The organism is Acinetobacter sp. FDAARGOS_494 (assembly GCF_003812225.1).
Classification (GTDB): Bacteria; Pseudomonadota; Gammaproteobacteria; order Pseudomonadales; family Moraxellaceae; genus Acinetobacter; species Acinetobacter baumannii.
The window spans coordinates 98,531-115,745 of sequence record NZ_CP033866.1; the positions used below are offsets into that span (position 1 = coordinate 98,531).

The 17,215-nt window shown below is 34.9% G+C and carries 18 protein-coding genes; 3 read left to right on the forward strand and 15 right to left on the reverse strand.

The genetic code is table 11. The annotated features are described in order from the left end of the window. Positions 1-35 precede the first annotated feature (35 nt). From EG365_RS00570 to EG365_RS00585, 6 genes are all read right to left on the reverse strand, one after another. Positions 36-755, reverse strand: coding sequence for an MgtC/SapB family protein (locus tag EG365_RS00570; protein ID WP_000775740.1), 720 nt, complete (start codon positions 753-755; stop codon positions 36-38). A 15-nt stretch (positions 756-770) separates the two neighbouring features. Continuing rightward, a complete protein-coding gene (mgtA, locus tag EG365_RS00575; protein ID WP_000675125.1) occupies positions 771-3,527 on the reverse strand; it encodes a magnesium-translocating P-type ATPase in 2,757 nt (918 codons plus the stop codon). Positions 3,528-3,627: 100 nt separating this feature from the next. Further along, positions 3,628-3,789 (reverse strand): hypothetical protein, encoded by a 162-nt coding sequence (locus EG365_RS19245; RefSeq protein WP_001983688.1) that lies wholly within the window; start codon positions 3,787-3,789, stop codon positions 3,628-3,630. Positions 3,790-4,090: 301 nt separating this feature from the next. Continuing rightward, positions 4,091-4,534, reverse strand: a complete 444-nt coding sequence (locus EG365_RS00580) for an RDD family protein (RefSeq protein WP_000221474.1) — start codon at positions 4,532-4,534, stop codon at positions 4,091-4,093. Between the two features lie 272 nt (positions 4,535-4,806). Next, positions 4,807-4,980: a hypothetical protein gene (locus EG365_RS19250; protein ID WP_001139332.1), complete on the reverse strand. Its 174-nt coding sequence runs from the start codon at positions 4,978-4,980 to the stop codon at positions 4,807-4,809. 178 nt (positions 4,981-5,158) lie between these two features. Next, on the reverse strand, positions 5,159-5,386 hold the full coding sequence (locus EG365_RS00585; RefSeq protein WP_000774578.1) for a hypothetical protein: 228 nt from the start codon (positions 5,384-5,386) through the stop codon (positions 5,159-5,161). A gap of 288 nt (positions 5,387-5,674) precedes the next feature. Between EG365_RS00585 and EG365_RS00590 the strand changes: the two genes are divergently transcribed. Together EG365_RS00590 and EG365_RS00595 are read left to right on the forward strand one after the other, a co-directional pair. Beyond that, on the forward strand, positions 5,675-6,118 hold the full coding sequence (locus tag EG365_RS00590) for a universal stress protein (protein WP_001109442.1): 444 nt from the start codon (positions 5,675-5,677) through the stop codon (positions 6,116-6,118). A 259-nt stretch (positions 6,119-6,377) separates the two neighbouring features. Then, a complete protein-coding gene (locus EG365_RS00595; RefSeq protein ID WP_000193592.1) occupies positions 6,378-7,961 on the forward strand; it encodes an ATP-binding cassette domain-containing protein in 1,584 nt (527 codons plus the stop codon). Positions 7,962-8,034: 73 nt separating this feature from the next. On the opposite strand, the gene EG365_RS00600 is transcribed toward EG365_RS00595, so the two are convergent. The 4 genes from EG365_RS00600 to EG365_RS00615 form a co-directional block, all read right to left on the reverse strand. Beyond that, the gene (locus EG365_RS00600; protein WP_000748214.1) at positions 8,035-8,460 is read right to left on the reverse strand and encodes a hypothetical protein; all 426 of its coding nucleotides are present in this window, start codon (positions 8,458-8,460) and stop codon (positions 8,035-8,037) included. A 421-nt stretch (positions 8,461-8,881) separates the two neighbouring features. Next, the gene (locus EG365_RS00605) at positions 8,882-9,013 is read right to left on the reverse strand and encodes a hypothetical protein (RefSeq protein ID WP_000161254.1); all 132 of its coding nucleotides are present in this window, start codon (positions 9,011-9,013) and stop codon (positions 8,882-8,884) included. 179 nt (positions 9,014-9,192) lie between these two features. Beyond that, entirely contained in the window at positions 9,193-10,305 is a 1,113-nt protein-coding gene (locus EG365_RS00610; RefSeq protein WP_001989301.1) for an OmpW/AlkL family protein, read from the reverse strand. A gap of 304 nt (positions 10,306-10,609) precedes the next feature. Beyond that, positions 10,610-12,766 (reverse strand): TonB-dependent siderophore receptor, encoded by a 2,157-nt coding sequence (locus tag EG365_RS00615; protein WP_001189913.1) that lies wholly within the window; start codon positions 12,764-12,766, stop codon positions 10,610-10,612. 192 nt (positions 12,767-12,958) lie between these two features. On the opposite strand from EG365_RS00615, the gene EG365_RS00620 reads away from it, so the two are divergent. Further along, the gene (locus EG365_RS00620) at positions 12,959-13,465 is read left to right on the forward strand and encodes a GNAT family N-acetyltransferase (RefSeq protein ID WP_001019957.1); all 507 of its coding nucleotides are present in this window, start codon (positions 12,959-12,961) and stop codon (positions 13,463-13,465) included. A gap of 32 nt (positions 13,466-13,497) precedes the next feature. Here the strand turns inward: EG365_RS00620 and EG365_RS00625 are convergent, their stop codons facing one another. The 5 genes from EG365_RS00625 to EG365_RS00645 form a co-directional block, all read right to left on the reverse strand. Then, positions 13,498-13,881, reverse strand: coding sequence for a hypothetical protein (locus tag EG365_RS00625; protein WP_000825559.1), 384 nt, complete (start codon positions 13,879-13,881; stop codon positions 13,498-13,500). Between the two features lie 174 nt (positions 13,882-14,055). Beyond that, positions 14,056-14,337 (reverse strand): hypothetical protein, encoded by a 282-nt coding sequence (locus EG365_RS00630; RefSeq protein WP_000650375.1) that lies wholly within the window; start codon positions 14,335-14,337, stop codon positions 14,056-14,058. Between the two features lie 188 nt (positions 14,338-14,525). Then, positions 14,526-14,996, reverse strand: a complete 471-nt coding sequence (locus EG365_RS00635; RefSeq protein WP_001123845.1) for a hypothetical protein — start codon at positions 14,994-14,996, stop codon at positions 14,526-14,528. Positions 14,997-15,408: 412 nt separating this feature from the next. Continuing rightward, positions 15,409-15,660, reverse strand: a complete 252-nt coding sequence (locus tag EG365_RS00640) for a hypothetical protein (RefSeq protein ID WP_000179474.1) — start codon at positions 15,658-15,660, stop codon at positions 15,409-15,411. A 298-nt stretch (positions 15,661-15,958) separates the two neighbouring features. Continuing rightward, entirely contained in the window at positions 15,959-17,194 is a 1,236-nt protein-coding gene (locus EG365_RS00645; RefSeq protein ID WP_000345328.1) for a mechanosensitive ion channel family protein, read from the reverse strand. Positions 17,195-17,215 lie beyond the last annotated feature (21 nt).

The window sequence follows — 17,215 nt, forward strand, 5'->3', positions numbered from 1 at the left end:
AATTCATAAAAAATTAAGCGCAAACTCTCGTTAAATTAATTAATTGTGTTTTTATCCCAAAATGCTTGCCGTATTTGCGGCATTGCATTTAAGTGATTAATGATGTGTTGTGCTTCTTCTGCTTCAATTGAAGTTGCAATTAGCGTTACTTCTATCTCAACCTCTTTTTCTCCAAAAGGTGTGACATCAATATCTTTAGCAGGATAATTATGATGCTTTAAGGTTAGGTTTAATTCATCCATAACGACCTTGCTCTGACTTCGGTCACATATAATGTAAATTACATGTAAAACTTCTGTGTCATCGTCTAACGGACGACGGTCAATGATATGGACAATCGGTCTTAATAGTGTATTGGCAGATAAAATAAAGGCTGTCGCCAATATTGCTTCAATAATTAAATCAGCACCTGCGGCAGCACCTACTGCCGCAGAACACCATAAAGTCGCTGCGGTATTTAAACCGTGGATGTTGCCTTCTTGGCGCATAATGACACCCGCACCCAAAAAACCAATACCCGAAACAACATAGGCAATTACCCGAACAGCTCCATCTGCTCCAGTAAGATTAATTGCAATATCTACAAAAATTGCTGCACCTACCGCAACTAGAACATTTGTTCGAAGACCAGCTGTACGTTGCCTATACTGACGTTCGAACCCAATTAACGCCCCTAAAATAAAAGCAGCCGAGAGACTAATTAAAGTATCAATAATATTTGATAAGTCTGTATGTTGTAGAAATTGCAATTTCATTTTGCACCTATTGTTTTATTGCCAGCCATAACGGCGGATATAGATTTTCTTTACCCATTGAGTAACACACATATAAGCACCTAAAATTACAGGTAAATATAAGAAATAACTTAAAGGTAAAGCTTGTAGTTTTAAATAGCTTGCTAAAGGACCCATTGGTAAGAAAATCCCGATACACATAATCACCGCTGTCATTATTAATAATGGAGTCGCGGCACGACTCTGAATAAATGGAATTTGAGCTGTACGGATCATATGGACAATTAATGTCTGGGTAAGTAAACCCACCATAAACCAGCCTGATTGGAATAGCGTCTGATGTTCAGGAGTATTTGCTGAAAATACAAACCACATTAACCCAAAAGTAATCATGTCAAAAATGGAGCTAATCGGTCCAAACACCACCATAAAGCGGCCAACTTCTTCAGGTTGCCAACGCTGTGGTTTTGCAATTAACTCTTCATCCACATTGTCAAAAGGAATCACAATTTGTGAAACATCATAAAGTAAGTTTTGAATGAGTAAGTGAATAGGCAGCATTGGTAAAAATGGAATAAAAGCACTCGCAATAAGTACCGAAAAAACGTTACCAAAATTTGAACTCGCTGTCATTTTGATATATTTCAGCATATTGGCAAAAGTTCTACGGCCTTCAATCACACCTTTTTCAAGAACCATCAGGCTTTTTTCAAGCAAGATTAAATCTGCAGACTCTTTAGCGATATCTACTGCGGTATCTACTGAAATACCAATATCGGCAGCACGTATAGCAGCGGCATCGTTAATACCGTCTCCTAAGAAACCAACCACGTGACCATTTGCTTTTAACTGCTCAACAATACGTTCTTTGTGAACCGGACTTAATTTCGCAAAAATGTGGTATTGCTCTACTGCTCTTTTGAGTTGTTGATCAGTTAAGGTTTCAATTACACCGCCCAATAAAACTTGATCATAATTCAGGCTAATTTCTCGGCACACTTTTTGGGTGACAAACTCATTATCCCCAGTCAGCACTTTTACCGTTACACCATGGGCATGTAAACTCTGTACAGCTTCTTTGGCAGACTCTTTAGGCGGATCAAGAAAAGTAATATAACCTATTAAAATCAGATCACTTTCGTCAACAACTGAATAATTTTCCTGATGATTTTTAAACTCACGATACGCTACTGCCACCACTCTTAAACCATCTCGGTTATAGCGTTGAGTTAATGCCTCAATTGCTACTTCACATTGCTTTGTTAAAGGCTCTACTTTGCCATTTACCTCGACATAACGGCAAACCTTTAACATTTCCTCAACTGCGCCTTTGGTAATCATACGGGCTTTTTGTTGAGGCGTTTGTACCACGACTGACATACGGCGGCGATCAAAATCAAAAGGAACTTCATCTAACTTCTTGTAACGTAACTTCTGTATTTTGATCTGATCATCAACAGCTTCTAAAACAGCCACATCAAGCAAATTTTTTAGGCCTGTTTGATAATAACTATTTAAAAATGCCTGCATGAGTACAAAGTCTGATTTCCCGCCTTGAACATCAATATGTTGGGATAAAAAGATTTTGTCTTGAGTCAGAGTTCCAGTTTTATCGGTACATAGAACATCCATGGCACCAAAGTTCTGTATCGCATCTAGACGTTTAACAATCACTTTCTTTTTAGATAAGAAAACCGCGCCCTTTGCCAAAGTTGAAGTCACAATCATCGGTAGCATTTCTGGAGTAAGACCGACAGCTACAGATAATGCGAATAAAAATGCTTCGGCCCAATCGCCTTTGGTGAAGCCATTAATGAAAAGTACAACAGGTGCCATCACCAACATAAAGCGAATGAGCAACCAACTTACTTTGTTGACACCCATTTGAAATGCAGTCGTGCTCCGATCAGTAGCCGTAACTCGATGAGCCAATGCACCGAAATATGTTTGAATACCCGTACTTAAAACCACTGCCTGAGCTGAACCAGAAACAATATTGGTCCCCATGAATACAATATTATCTAGCTCTAAAGCGCTGGTTTCTTCAAGATTTTTCTGCAACGGAAATTTCTCGACAGGCATTGATTCACCAGTCATTGCAGCTTGAGAGACAAACAAATCTTTAGCAGACAAAATTCTACAATCCGCAGGAATCATGTCACCCGCAGATAATAAAATCACATCACCCGGCACTAAATACTGAATTGGTATTTCAAATTGGTGAGTGGTTTGGTTTTTAGTATCAATGCCATAACGCTCATGCATAAGTTCTAAATCTTCTGCACTGACTTGATGGCGCAATACAGTAGCAGTATTACTCACCATTACCTTTAAGGCATCCGCAGCTTGATTTGACTTTGCTTCTTGCCAGTAACGAAGTAGTGTTGAAAGAATTACCATCACACTAATAATGGTTGAACCCGTTAGATCATCGGTAAAGAAAGCAATCAATGCCAACAGGCTAAGTAAAATATTGAACGGATTACGGTAGCAATACCAAAGGTGTTGCCACCAAGTTAATGGCTTTTCATGAGTAACTTCATTAAGCCCCACCGTCATTTGTTGGGTATGCGCTTGCTCTTCTGTAAGCCCCGTCAAATGAGTATCGAATTGTTTTAATAGATCATTCGTTTGAGCCCTTGATGCATTAAGCAAACGTTTAGATAAATTTTTGCTAATTTCTTGAGCATAACTAGATTGATGTAGCTCTTTAAAAGATCGATTACGACCGAAAAAACGCATCAAATGAAATCTTTGTAAAAATGATGTGAAGAGTCGTTGCCAGAATTTCATCACGAAATCCTCCATTTTTTAGGCGTACAAAGCTCTCGACCTTATTGAAAATAAAGTCTTTTAAATTTTTTAATTTAGAAAGGAATAGGAGATCGTAGACTTACGATGAAGAAGAGAAAATTAGCCCAAAGCCAGACCAACGTTGACGGAATGTCACATAACTGAACATGGTCCGAATGCTTTGAATCGCATGAGACGAATTGTTTACCAAGATTAAAATCTGGTAGATATAACGGTCGTGTATGGAAGCGTATAAAAACATTGGCTTCTCCCCATTTCTAGCGAGAAACTAAACAGATAAATGCTGAAGTGAATGATTACAAATCAAGTAATTTGTATAGGTTTAATCTAATTTTTAACAAAGCTATCTCATTGCAAGATAGCCTCTCCTAAAGGTTACCTTGCTCAGTATTGGCTTTGGTTTAATTGATAATTAAACTCGAACCTCGAACAACTACCCATTTAGGATCTCCGTTAAATAAACTCGCGGCAAGTATAGGTTTTACTCTACAAGGCACAAGATTTTTTTTGTAATTTTTTATTAATTCATCAGTGACTATAACTCATAGTTCTCTAACCACCACTGTTTTCGCCATCTTGTCATGCCATCCTTGTTTTTTAGCATCAAATGCGACCCAAATAAGACCAATACAAAACACTAAAATAGATGGAATATATCCGATATAGCGAATGAGAGATTGTATGAAAGTTAACTTATTACCTGTCTTTTCATCGAGAACTTTTAAACGCATTAGACGTTTTCCTGGTGTCCCTGCAAAGTAGATCCAACACAAAACAGTATATAAAAATGGAAATGCATAATTTACGATCATATCAAACCAATAGTTTTGCGGTTTACTACTCATACCTGTAGCAAATATCAGATCGTAATCTCCATGATAAAAGATCCATGCGGCTGGAATAATTGCTAAAAAAAGAATAAGAGTATCAATGATCATTGCGCCAAATCTTAACCAAAACCCTGCATATTCATATTTATAGGTCATGTGTTCACCTCGCTTTTGTTATTTTTTACCTAATGCCACAGTAACTAATTTATTGGTCTTTCATCGTAATTGAAATCTTTTTATTTTTAAATACTTAATGTATTTTTTAATTTCCGGTTTTATTTAGAATTGTAATAAGATTTTTGCAAAATAAAAGCCAGATCAATTTAAGTTAAAATAATATATATCATATTAAAATATTTAAATTACACCTCATTTGTATGAGGTGAGAACTAATTATATTTATTAATTTAATCATTTATAACCAATGATTATTTCCAGAATAAAACATCAATTTTAAATTCTTTTTTTAGCAAAAAAGCTGCACAAATAAGCCCAATACCGATGATGATTAAAAACATGCTTAAACTTAATAATCCTCCCACAGCAGAGCAAAAGCCTAAAATAGCTAAAATATAAAATAAAATTACACTAATACTTGGCATTCAATTTATTCCACTACTTAAAAATAAAAGCAATTTATTCTATCGAGTCTGTAAAGGAATGCTGTTTTCAAATGTTGATTACACCCCATATTTGTATCAACTTAAAAACAATATGTTAATAATTCCTACTAAATGTAAACAACAAAAATATAAATGTGATAAATATCACATTTATATTTTATTTAACTTCAAAATAATGTTTTTCAGTAATAAGTTTTATTTTTAGATTTTTATATAATCGATCTTTTGAGTTTTCTAACGAAGGAACAACTTTTTCTGCAAACTTATCATCTGCCATGAGTCTTGCATAAGTTTTATATCCAATTACTAGCTTTTCCGGCTCTTTACCAGTTTGGCGAAATTCCTCGATAAGTTTACTGACTTTCTTTGCTGTTAAATCGGCCATATTTTACTACTTCCCCCTTACATATGATTCGGTTATACGATTTCTGTGTGACAAAAATATGAAAGGTAATTTATTGTAAAGTTCTTCTAAAAAATTAAATTTGGCATAGTCTCAACTCCCTCTTAAACAACCTCTAATAAAATCATTAAAAATCAAATATATAATTAAATACCATTTAATTTAACTACAAGTGAATTGAATTGATTTCTACCTTTAAACAAATGTGTTAATCTTTAAGTAAGAAAAGCTTCATACATATAACAACTTGTAAATAAGAGGAATAACATTATGAATTACCGACATATTATTGTACCTGTAGATGGTTCTGAGATTTCTTTGGCAGCAGCACGACAAGCCGCCCATATCGCTAAAGCTTTTGGTAGTAAACTTACAGCAATTAGTCTAGTTGCAGTGGACCCGTTTAGTGGTGTTGATTTCTATTACATCTCTCCTGTTGTAAAAGATTATTTTGTTGAAGCGCGTGCTAATGCAGAAAAAACACTTGCGAAAGTAAAAGCCCTATGTGCTGAAGAAGGTGTTGATATTGAAACACAAATTATTCAAGGTGAAATCTCATCTGATGGCATCCTTAAAGCTGTAGAAGAGTTGGGTTCAGACCTGATTGTTATTGGTTCACATGGTCGTAAAGGTTTCCAAAAACTTATTTTGGGTAGTTTTGCGCAAGATGTTCTAAACAGCACTAAAATCCAAGTTTTGGTGGTAAAAGAATAATTGCTGAGTCGACTAAAAGCCTAATCCATTGATTAGGCTTTTTATCATAAAAAATGCATAAGTTTTACACAGCTTAAAAACCGTTATACACTATTGTTCTCTTTCCCTCTATTTTGTGAGTCACGCCAATGAAGTAAGTCTTTTTTCTCATCAATTTTCTCTTTTTTGATGTGCAAAATAGACTATTCTTTAGTGACTTAGCGTCTTTATTTAAAGCTTTAAACTCCTATTTTGTACATCCTGTATTTATGAGGTTCTTATGACTCAGCAGGCATGTGTAATATCACAACTCACTTTGGAGTTTCCTTCAAAAGTGATGTTTAAAGAATTGAATTTCTCACTTGAGCATCATCAAGTATCAGCCTTAATTGGCCGCAATGGTCAAGGTAAGTCTTTACTTATGCAATTGCTTCACAAGATTTCACCCACTACAGAAATGCATATAAGTGGTCAAATAAACTGGCAAACAAACCATGCATATTTATCTCAGCTCACTCGTCTCCAATCAGACACAATTGCAGAAGCTTTAGAGGTCAACCATCTTTACAACGCTTTTCAAAGAGTGGAACAAGGTGAAGCTCGATACGATGATTATGATTTGTTAGAAGGACATTGGGATCTTCCTAATATTTGGGAAGCTTTACTACGATCTGCTCAGCTACCAACCGATTTAGACTTTCCTGTTAAGCAGTTGAGCGAAGGCCAAAAAACCAAGTTAGCCTTATCCGCATTATTTTTAAAAACTGATCATTACCTATTACTTGATGAGCCAAGCAACCATCTTGATCAAGAAGCTAGACAGTGGTTAATTGCTCAGTTAAAGAAACATCCAGTAGGCGCTCTTATTATTAGTCATGATCTGACTTTGTTAAATGAAGTCGACCATATTTATCACTTAAATGAGCATGGCCTACAGCACACTACAGGAAATTATGAAAAATTTTATGCGCAATATCAGTCCCAAATCGAGGCTTTAGAACAGTCAGTACATCAGCATCAACGTGAAGTTAAGCACATGAAGCAAAAGCAGCATGAAGTTTTAATGAAAGCTCAAAAACGTGAGCGTGCTGGCAACAAACTTCGTGACTCAAACTCGCAAGCTAAAATTTTGCTCGATTTTAAAAAAGAACAGGCTGGGCAAAGCCTAGGAGCAATTCATTCTCAACATCAGCGTCAAATCGATCAAAGCCAGCAAGACTTTAATAGTAAAAAAGTACTTCTAGAAACTGTTAAGCCCCAACAATTTATATTTCCCTCTTTTAACAAAAGAACAGGAGAAATTCTTAGAATTGATAACTTAAAACTCAACTATGGGACACAACAACCAATTCATCTCGCGTTAAGAGCTTGTCAAAAGATTCATTTGGTTGGCCGAAATGGTATTGGGAAATCAACTTTGCTGAAACAGATTGATCAATCTGCTGTAACTGCTACAGATGAAATTAAACTGTTTGCAAATTGCTTCTATCTCGATCAGAACTTTAGCTTTTTATTAGACCATCTCTCTGCTGTTGAAAACTTAAGAAATATTAACCCAAATATTTCTGAGTTAGAGTGGAGAAATTTATTAGGTCAACTTCGGATTCGTGGTGATAAAAGCACATATCCCTTAGCTCAACTCAGTGGTGGTGAGAAGTTAAAAGTTGCTTTACTAGGTTTGAGCCATGCTCAGCCTATGCCTGAACTTTTATTACTTGATGAACCAGAAAACCACTTAGATATCGAGTCAAGAGAGTTATTTGCAAATGCTATTTCTAGTTATGAAGGTTCTGTGCTATTAGTTTCACATGATTTAAGTTTTGTTGAAAAATGCGGGATTGTTGATTCAATTTATTTAAATTAACACTACGCTATTTTTATGCCTATATAAAAGCTCTAACTATTAGAGCTTTTATATAAATCTTTTAATTATCATTTTATTTTTTATTATCTAATATTTGTAGATCTAGATTAAAAGAAACTGCTCTATTTCTTTGTGCGCTTTTTTTCATTTGATAAACTTGAACAATATAATCACCATCGACAGGTAGCGTTACTTCACCTGAAAAACCTACAGTCGAACCCACGAATAATGGCTTATCTTTACCAGGCTTTTGACCTGGAGCGAAAATATTAATATAAGCTAAATTACCATAACTATTAATATTAAATTTTAAAATCTGTCCACTTTTTGCAAAAACTCGATATCTTACATCATCATAACCTTGAAACTTTCCGGTTAATGTAGTTTGAGAAGAACCTTTTAAAAAGCTTACTTTAGTCTCAACATTTTTAGCAATTACAGATAATGGTATAGATGAAATCAAACTAGATAATAATAAAATTTTAATGCTTTTTTTCATTTTTAGTCCTCAAAATTATTTTTAAATTATTATAAGAAAGATAATTTTTATTAAATTTAACTTTATGTATAGATTTGATGAGTAGCGTTTGGATTTGTAAGTTATTTCATCGCTATTCAAAAATGAGTGTCATTAAAATTAACTTATCAGCCTTTAAATTTTACAACCGAAATTTATGGTAATGGCCATAATGAGTCATTTTATCAAAGTGGCTTTAAGTACATGTCCTATAAAAACCGTATTTAATTCAATGCAAGTTATGGAAACCAACTGGCACATATAAAAGAAGATTCATATTTTTTCTGTAGGGCTGTCTTATTAACGCAAGATTAGTTTGATCCCTAACAATAGCTAGGAATAGCAAGACACAGCAAAGTTATTTTAAAGCCCATCTAACGATAGGCTTTAAAATTTATAAGAATTAGGAGTCTTTATCCATTGAGTGTGGAGTCGTGGTTTTATCTTGCTGTTTAGTATCATTCTCACCTTGGCAAGCCGCTACAGAAAGCGAAACGATTGCTGCTAAACCTAGGGTAGCGATAATTTTAGTCATATCTCACCTCATACAGTTTTAATTGATTAGCTTATAAATACTGGCTATCAATATTACGATCAGCATAGATTTATAGACTTTTTTGTAGTGTTCACAAAGAAATGTAAAATGAAAAAGTATCCCAAAGATTTTAGTTTATTGAATTCATCTTCAGGATACTGCTTCAAATGATTAAAAAATTAAAATCTGTAGCCCACCCCTAAATATGTAATGATCGGATCAATATCAACTTTAGTTGACCCATGAATTAAGCGAGCGCCCGTATTTTGGTTAATGACATCAATTTTTGTTCGATTATTTAGTTTTGCATAAGATACTGAGGCAACTGTATACCAAGAATCATTAAAATCATAAGTAAAGCCGGCAGTAAATATAGGTGCAATCGCATCATCTGCATCTACTTTAACCACCATATTTCCACTCGACTCTTTACGATCCAAGGCAGCCCCAGCCTTACCATCTAACACATTTTGAATCATATGACCTGCAGAGATCAGGTCAGAACGAATTTCGTCATTTAGCTTAATATCATTAAAATGAGCATACATTAAACCCACACCTAAATAAGGTCTAAACTTGTTCACCCCACTCTTCCCAAATTGATATTGTGCTTCAATTGCAGGGGTCCAGGCACGAACACTAGCTGCTTTAGGTTTATTGCCTAAATTGGTAATCGGGACTGCTTGACCTAAGGTAATGCCGTTCGGAAAAAGAATTTTAACTAATTCATGTGGTGACAACGCGACACCGCTTAATGGTGCCAAGATTTCACCTTGGCCTTTAATATCGACTTTAGGGGGAATGCCTCCAATAAATTGTAAAGACACATTGTCATTGAGGTAATAGTTAAACATAAGCCCTAATGTGTCTGTGTCATCTACTTCAAGGCCAGCATCATTTTGATGCCACTGCTCTAACCCTTGAATCGTTGCCTCACCTGCTACCTCAGGTTTTATATTGCCTTCTTCATCAAGTAAGAGCCCTTTTAAAAAGTCATCATTTAAAGCGAGTTCAAGAAACTCTTTTTGATTAAAAGGTTCACCGCCTACATCTACCTCTGTAGCATTAGGATCAACGGAGTTTAAGAAACTGGTCGGCGAAATGCTTCCAACTTTAGCAACTGTTCCATTTTTAACACTTGTATTGATATTAAATGGATTAGCTTTACCTTGAGGCATTACATGTAACCAACCTGCCGAGACAGAAAACCGTTTTACTCCCTCTGCATAACTCATATTTGTAAATATCAATAATGAGCTGGCTATTACTATTTTCGATAATTTTATTTTCATTTTTATTCCATCCTAGAAATGCATATTGCTAACTCTGCAATATGTTCTTGGAATATAGCCAAGTTATATTTTTTATCAATTAGTATAATTTTTAAGCAAATAAATTTAAGTTAAATCCATCACATTTTTATATATAAATTCATGACTTAGTTATCTTAATTAGCAGACGAACGGTAAAATTTTAGTTAAAAAAATTTTATCAAATGGTAAAAAATAGAGGTGAAAACCAGTGCTATTTTGATACTTAGCTCTTTTTTAGAATTATAAAAAAAGCACCCGTAGGTGCTCTTAAAAAATAACTTCATTAAAACTTATATTGTAGTGTTAGCGCCGCATTTCGAGGGGCACCTAAAGTAATTTGGCCATACGCCGGGAAAACACCGTAATATTTTTTATCAAATACGTTATTAATATTAAGCTGAGCCGAAAAATCTTTTGTAATTTGATAACGAGCCATAAGGTTTACAAGTGCATAATCTCCTTGCTCGACTTTCTCAATAACTTCTTTGGGATTTTCGGCATTAATATAGGTACTGCTTTGCCAATTCACCCCGCCACCCACGGTTATGTTTTCTAATTTGCCCGATAATTTATAGGTGGTAAATGTCTGAATCATCTTGCGAGGAAGTTGGGTATTAACATCGACATCATTTGTATCTTTGGCAGAGAACTGGCTATAACCTGCTGTAATATTCCAGTCTGGTGTGATTTGTCCACTTACTTCAACTTCAAAACCTTCACTCGTCGCACCTTTTGCTGCCCGATAATAGATTTCTTTTACCCCGTTACGAGTGACGTCCCCTGCTTCCTGAGCTAAATTATCTTGCTTAATATGATAAAGTGCTAAAGTACCATTCAAACGTCCATCAAACCATGCGGATTTTAGGCCTACTTCAGTACTGTTTCCTTCAACCGGGTCTAAATAGTTACCATCAAAGTCTTTTTTATCTTGGGGCTGAAAAATACTGGTATAACTTGCATATGCAGTATAGACATCATTGAAATCATAGATAATACCTGCATAAGGAACAAATTCGTGGTCATATTTTATGGATGAACTACGACCATATATATTCTTTTCATAATTTGTAAAACGCCCACCTAAAATAAATTTTAGAGGCTCAATCGGATTTAAATAAGTCGCAGCGAATAGTGCATTTTGTTCAATATTATATTTTTCATTGAGTGTAGGTGCATTCCACACTGGCTCAGGCATGCTGCCGTTCCATTCAAAGAAATTGCCAATTTCCATTTTTGTATCAGTTGAACGAGCATACGCTGTAAAGTCCTGATTGGAATATTGATAACCCAAAACAACCTTTTGCTCTAAGCCCCACAAATCAAAACTACCATTGAGCTGCAAAGAAGCATTATCTTGCTCTACCTCAAGGTCATACGCTGATGCATAAGGAGATAGCCCTAGACCAGTATTTTTATCTACACTACCTGAAACATATAAAAGCTTAGAATTAGCATCACGCTTACCATGAGAATAAGACAGTTTAGCTGACCAGTTGTCATTAAATTTATGAGTTAAATCTGCAAATAGGTTGGTATATTTAACATTCCAGCGTGTCCAGTCAGCACTTGTAGTGATATTTTTAGACCAGTTCGTTTTTGTGCCATCACTAAACCAGACAGGTAAACCTCCCCACATTGGTCCACGCGGATCATCTTCCTGATAAGTTACCCCACCCGATAAAAGGGTATTTTCAGATAAATCTGCTTCAGCACTTAACAATAAAGATAGCTTTTCTTTAGACAACAAGTCGGTATAGCTGTCGCCTTGTTCATATTGGGCCACTGCTCGTCCACGTACTGTTCCTGATTGATTAAGGGAGTTGGCAATATCGCCCATAACACGGTAATTATCCCAACTACCTGCACTCACTTCTACGTTAGCTGTTGGCTCTGTACTCGTAGCACGCTTACGAACCATATTAATTGCAGCAGATGGATTTCCAGCACCAAATGTAAGACCTGTTGCCCCTCGAACTACATCAATATGATCATATAAGGCCATACTTGAGAAAATTTCACCTGAAGACCAAGGCAAGCTATATGTGGTGGGAATACCATCAATAATATAGTTATCTACTACAAAACCACGTGAATAGATTCCACCTCGGTTGGTTTCATAACGGTTGACACTTACCCCTGTAACATTTTCGGCGACCTCAACTAAAGTTGACAATTGCTGGTCTTGTAAACGCTGTTGAGTAATGACAGAAACAGATTGTGGAACCTCACGAACAGATAAACCCAGTGGAACCGCTGTATCTGTTTTCCCTGCTATATAACTTTTTTCATTTTCTTGGCCACTTCCAGCTTTTACTTTAATGGTAGGAAGAGTTCCATATTCCGAAGTCTGCTGATCAGTCTCTGCATGCGCTGAAATTGTGCTCATTGCTATAGCAAGTGCTAATGCATTAATTTGAAAGTGTTTCGTAGTCCTTTGCATAATCTTTAAGTAGCTTTAAAAAATTACATGAATAATACAAAGAATAATTATCATTTGATACTGATTATCAATATTACTTTCATTTATTTTATTTATGAATTATACAAGTTTTTATGATTGAAATTTATTCCTAACTAAGCCTATTGATGCTAAAAATAAAAGAGTAGCTGAGAAAAACGGATCAAACTTAAGATGAATATTTTTATTCGCGATGAGCGAGAAGAAGATATTAAAGAAATTGAAGAATTGACTAAAGCGGCATTTCTAAATGCTGAACATACGAGCCATACTGAACACTTTATTGTTAATAGTTTAAGAAAGCACAAACAACTTACAGTCTCTTTAGTTGCGGTTGAAGATAATACTATTGTTGGGCATGTGGCAATTTCACCAGTGCAAATTTCATCAGGTGAAAAGAATTGGTATGGCTTAGGACCTATTTCTGTCGCGCCGAATAAGCAAGGACAAGGCATTGGATCATTGCTTATGAATAGCTCTTTAGAAAAATTAAAAAAATCAGGCGCAAAAGGTTGTGTTTTATTAGGTGATCCAAAGTATTACAGTCGCTTTGGTTTTAAGGCATACCCTGACCTAAAACTACCTGGAGTGCCCCCTGAATACTTCCAAGCCTTAAGTTTTCAAAATTATGTTCCTAAAGGTGATGTAAGCTACCATGAAGCATTTAATGCCCAAGACTAATTTAGAATTTTCTTTATTAAAATTAGATTTTATTAATTATAAGAAATACAAAAGTCTAATTTATCAATTGGTTGCTTAAAACAGGTCCATGAATCTTTTTCCGGTTTTTCAATAATTTTTTTAGTCTTTAAATCACGATAATAAATAGTCGCATCTTTTAAATTCGACAAATTACTTCCTACAGAAACACATGAATCGTTATTTGAACAAATATTTGATTCTTTAATAAAAACTTTTGTATTAGCAAAAGTTAATCTTTCAAAGTTAGATGTCGAGTTATTTGTAGAAGAAAGTAAGCAAGGCTCAGTAATATTTCTACCATTCACTACAAAACAACTTTTACTGACTTCGAATGGCACTTGAGCAAAGGAGCTTGTAGCATAAGCTAATAGAAATAATATAATAAGGCGCTTCATGTTCTTTCTCTCTATATAATCAACATCTAGTCTAAAACTGCCTATAAATATTTAGACTATATTTTCAGTTCGCTATTTATAATACCTGTATTAAGATAAGTTAAATATTTACTATTCGATAAATTTTACAAAATATTAAAGCTCTAGCTTATAGGCTACCTAACAATCGCAAAGTTATTCATTAAGCACTTTCCAATCGGTTCCAATTTGGGCCAAAGCCGGTAGCTCATCACTATTAAAAACATTGTAATTAGCATCTACAGCGAATCGATAGAGTGGTATTGAATCTGCCTCTGTTTTCTTAAAAAAACTAAAATCTTCAGTGATATGTATTAAGTCTTCTGCCCTATTATCTATTCCCAATTTATTTCCACTGGCACCTGACGGTATATGTATATAACTTTCACATGTTAATTCGACTATATTTCCATCTAGATCTTGATATGAACATTTCATGTTTAAACCCTTCCGTAATTTTTATAGATGTGTAGAAAAACTTAACATGCTATACAGATAAGTTATGGAATTTTTTATGATGTAATTGTTTAAGTATGTATATGGCAAAAGAAAACCGCCCCAGAAGGCGGTTGCTGAAATTTTCCAGCGATTATAAAAGTGCGGTGGACACACACTTTTATATGGTTTTAAACCAGATTTATTTTTTTATTATTTTTCTGATATTCTTCAGAATTAAAATAATTCACAATCATCTTTGCATTTTCTTCCGATACTGATTTTTTATTTTCAACTATCGTCTGAGCTTCTTTTTTTACGTTAAAGTCGGCTGGCACAATACTTGAAAGTGGTGGTAATTTTGGCTGCCCGCCAACCGTGATTCTTTCAATAAAGCTCGCTAGCCACATAATATATTCACCCTTATTCTTATATTTAGGCATTAAACTCATGTCGAGTTTAATCGTGCATTCACTTAAGGGTTTACTTAGGCATTCTTCAAAATCGATAAAATTGTATTTGAGTTTACAGGGAGTTCCCTTTATCTCTTTACGAATAATACTGACCAAGTTATTTAGTTGTTCGATCAGGTTATCTGAAAACAATTTATCTTCTTCTAGTTTTTTATAAACCTTCTCGGCAATTATTAGAAATTTTGGCATATTTCCTTCCCTCTTATATTGACCATCGCGATTGATCAGACTTTTAGGGAAGTATGATGAATATATTATTGCAATATGTAAGTGTTGAAATACCAAATGTAATCTATAAGAGTGTTCTGAAACTGACTTCCATAACGAACCACAGCAATGAATAAAAATGTAAAATCCATCACATTTTAACTCCGAAAAATTTTTATAGTTAGTAATAATTTTCTAAAAAAATTAAGCTCATCAATAATATTATTTGACCGGTATTTTTTTGGTTTTTTTGAGTAAAAAATAGAATATAGAAATATTTGAATTATTTTTATTTTACTGCCTTGCTGAATAACCAAGTTGCCTAGTCAAGGGGCTAGAACGTTAACCGTGTTTCAGCAAGGTCTTTTATGATTATGTTTTAGTTTGATGCTGCTCACGCACCGCTTAAAGCTGCTTCAAACATTTCAATAATTGCTTTGGCTCCTTCTGCCTTTTGCCTTGCGTCCTGATCGTCAAAGATAACCGTTTCGTCATTTAGTTCACTCACATATCGCCGGGCTTCGTCTAGAGCTCTCCTTATTTTTTGTACTTTATGTTTGTTTACGTCTTTGGCAATGGTTGGCGCATATCCTCCACGTTTAGCGTTTTTAAGTTGTCTAGCTCTGTTCTCAATTGCTGTAGCCATTCAAACACTCCAACTCACCTAACAAATCTTAGTAAAGCAACTTTATTGTTTGTTATTTTTAAACATTTAGTATTTTCTTTGTTCAAAGTGTCAAATTTGTTACTTAAGCCTTACTCCTGCAAGTTTTAGATTGAGTTTGCTTAAAATCTTTTAAGCTACAATGTGCATGTAGCTTTCAAAGTCAACTTATACAGCTATTTAATAATAATTTTCTAAGAATAGTTATAAATTAATGTATAAAATTATTAAAAAGATGCTATCTATTTGAAAATAAAATAGATAGCACGCTAACAGTTGTTTATTCTACTGTTAATTTCTGAAAATCATGGCCTGAAGGTGCCTGATACACTCTTAAGCCAAACTCAGGCAAAATCGCAATCAGATGATCAAAAATATCGGACTGAATTGCTTCATAAGAAACCCATGCAGTGGTATTGGTAAATGCATAGATTTCTAATGGTAGACCTTCACTCGTTGGTTGTAGTTGGCGAACAATAAGCGTTTGATTTTGAGCAATCCCCTTATGCTGGCGCAAATAGAATTCAACATATGCTCTAAATGTTCCAATATTGGTTAAGCGTCTTTTGTTATAACGTGACTGACTACCTAAATGCTTATTAAATTCGTCAATCTCAGATTGCTTGGCATTGAGGTATTGATCTAGCAATAAAAAATCTTTGAGTTTTTGTTGCTCTTCTTCGGTCATGAAGTGCACGCTAGTTTGATCGATATAAAGAGAACGCTTCATACGGCGACAGCCCGCATTACTCATACCACGCCAGTTTTTAAAAGTGTCTGTCACTAGTTTATTGGTTGGAATCGTGGTGTATGTTTTATCAAAGTTTTGAACGGTCACCGTGTGCAATGAAATATCAATGACATCACCATCAGCATTGAGCGATGGCATTTCAATCCAGTCCCCAATACGTACCATGTCATAAGAGGCAATTTGTACACTCGCGACCAATGACAAAATCGTATTTTGGAAAACTAACATTAATACGGCTGCCATTGCACCGAAGCCAGCCAACAACGTAAATACATCCTTTTTCAGGAATGTACCCAAAATCATTAATCCGCAAACAACAAAAATAATGAGTTTAACGAGTTGCAAATAACCTTTAATCGGCTTGTTTCTAGATTTTGGATTACGCTGATAGATTAAATTAAATATATTTAATAATTCACTAATGGTGAGCGCAATCGTGAGGAAAATGAATGCTTGTGCGCCCATCTGTACCAAAGCAACCGCTTTTTCCGACAAATGCGGAACGGTAGTAATACCATTCATAATAACAATGGCCGGCACAATATTGGCAAATCGCTTAATGACACTATGCTGGGCAAAAACTGACTGGTTGAGTGACTTAATTTTAGTCACTAAATGACGTATTCCCCGAACAATAATTCTTTTGGCAATGAAATTTGCTAATGCAGCAAAAAGGATCAAAAGTGTGAGCGAAACTAGCATTTCTAGCCAAGGATAGTTGCTTAACTCAGCTTGAAGATCACGATAAAAATTAAAAAAATCCAAAACCTACACCTTAAAACTTTA

What these genes read in the sequence shown, in the direction of transcription:
- EG365_RS00570 (WP_000775740.1), bottom strand. Translation starts at nt 755, where the DNA reads ATGAAATTGCAATTTCTACAACATACAGACTTATCAAATATTATTGAT.
- mgtA (WP_000675125.1), bottom strand. Translation starts at nt 3,527, where the DNA reads ATGAAATTCTGGCAACGACTCTTCACATCATTTTTACAAAGATTTCAT.
- EG365_RS19245 (WP_001983688.1), bottom strand. Translation starts at nt 3,789, where the DNA reads ATGTTTTTATACGCTTCCATACACGACCGTTATATCTACCAGATTTTA.
- EG365_RS00580 (WP_000221474.1), bottom strand. Translation starts at nt 4,534, where the DNA reads ATGACCTATAAATATGAATATGCAGGGTTTTGGTTAAGATTTGGCGCA.
- EG365_RS19250 (WP_001139332.1), bottom strand. Translation starts at nt 4,980, where the DNA reads ATGCCAAGTATTAGTGTAATTTTATTTTATATTTTAGCTATTTTAGGC.
- EG365_RS00585 (WP_000774578.1), bottom strand. Translation starts at nt 5,386, where the DNA reads ATGGCCGATTTAACAGCAAAGAAAGTCAGTAAACTTATCGAGGAATTT.
- EG365_RS00590 (WP_001109442.1), top strand. Translation starts at nt 5,675, where the DNA reads ATGAATTACCGACATATTATTGTACCTGTAGATGGTTCTGAGATTTCT.
- EG365_RS00595 (WP_000193592.1), top strand. Translation starts at nt 6,378, where the DNA reads ATGACTCAGCAGGCATGTGTAATATCACAACTCACTTTGGAGTTTCCT.
- EG365_RS00600 (WP_000748214.1), bottom strand. Translation starts at nt 8,460, where the DNA reads ATGAAAAAAAGCATTAAAATTTTATTATTATCTAGTTTGATTTCATCT.
- EG365_RS00605 (WP_000161254.1), bottom strand. Translation starts at nt 9,013, where the DNA reads ATGACTAAAATTATCGCTACCCTAGGTTTAGCAGCAATCGTTTCGCTT.
- EG365_RS00610 (WP_001989301.1), bottom strand. Translation starts at nt 10,305, where the DNA reads ATGAAAATAAAATTATCGAAAATAGTAATAGCCAGCTCATTATTGATA.
- EG365_RS00615 (WP_001189913.1), bottom strand. Translation starts at nt 12,766, where the DNA reads ATGCAAAGGACTACGAAACACTTTCAAATTAATGCATTAGCACTTGCT.
- EG365_RS00620 (WP_001019957.1), top strand. Translation starts at nt 12,959, where the DNA reads ATGAATATTTTTATTCGCGATGAGCGAGAAGAAGATATTAAAGAAATT.
- EG365_RS00625 (WP_000825559.1), bottom strand. Translation starts at nt 13,881, where the DNA reads ATGAAGCGCCTTATTATATTATTTCTATTAGCTTATGCTACAAGCTCC.
- EG365_RS00630 (WP_000650375.1), bottom strand. Translation starts at nt 14,337, where the DNA reads ATGAAATGTTCATATCAAGATCTAGATGGAAATATAGTCGAATTAACA.
- EG365_RS00635 (WP_001123845.1), bottom strand. Translation starts at nt 14,996, where the DNA reads ATGCCAAAATTTCTAATAATTGCCGAGAAGGTTTATAAAAAACTAGAA.
- EG365_RS00640 (WP_000179474.1), bottom strand. Translation starts at nt 15,660, where the DNA reads ATGGCTACAGCAATTGAGAACAGAGCTAGACAACTTAAAAACGCTAAA.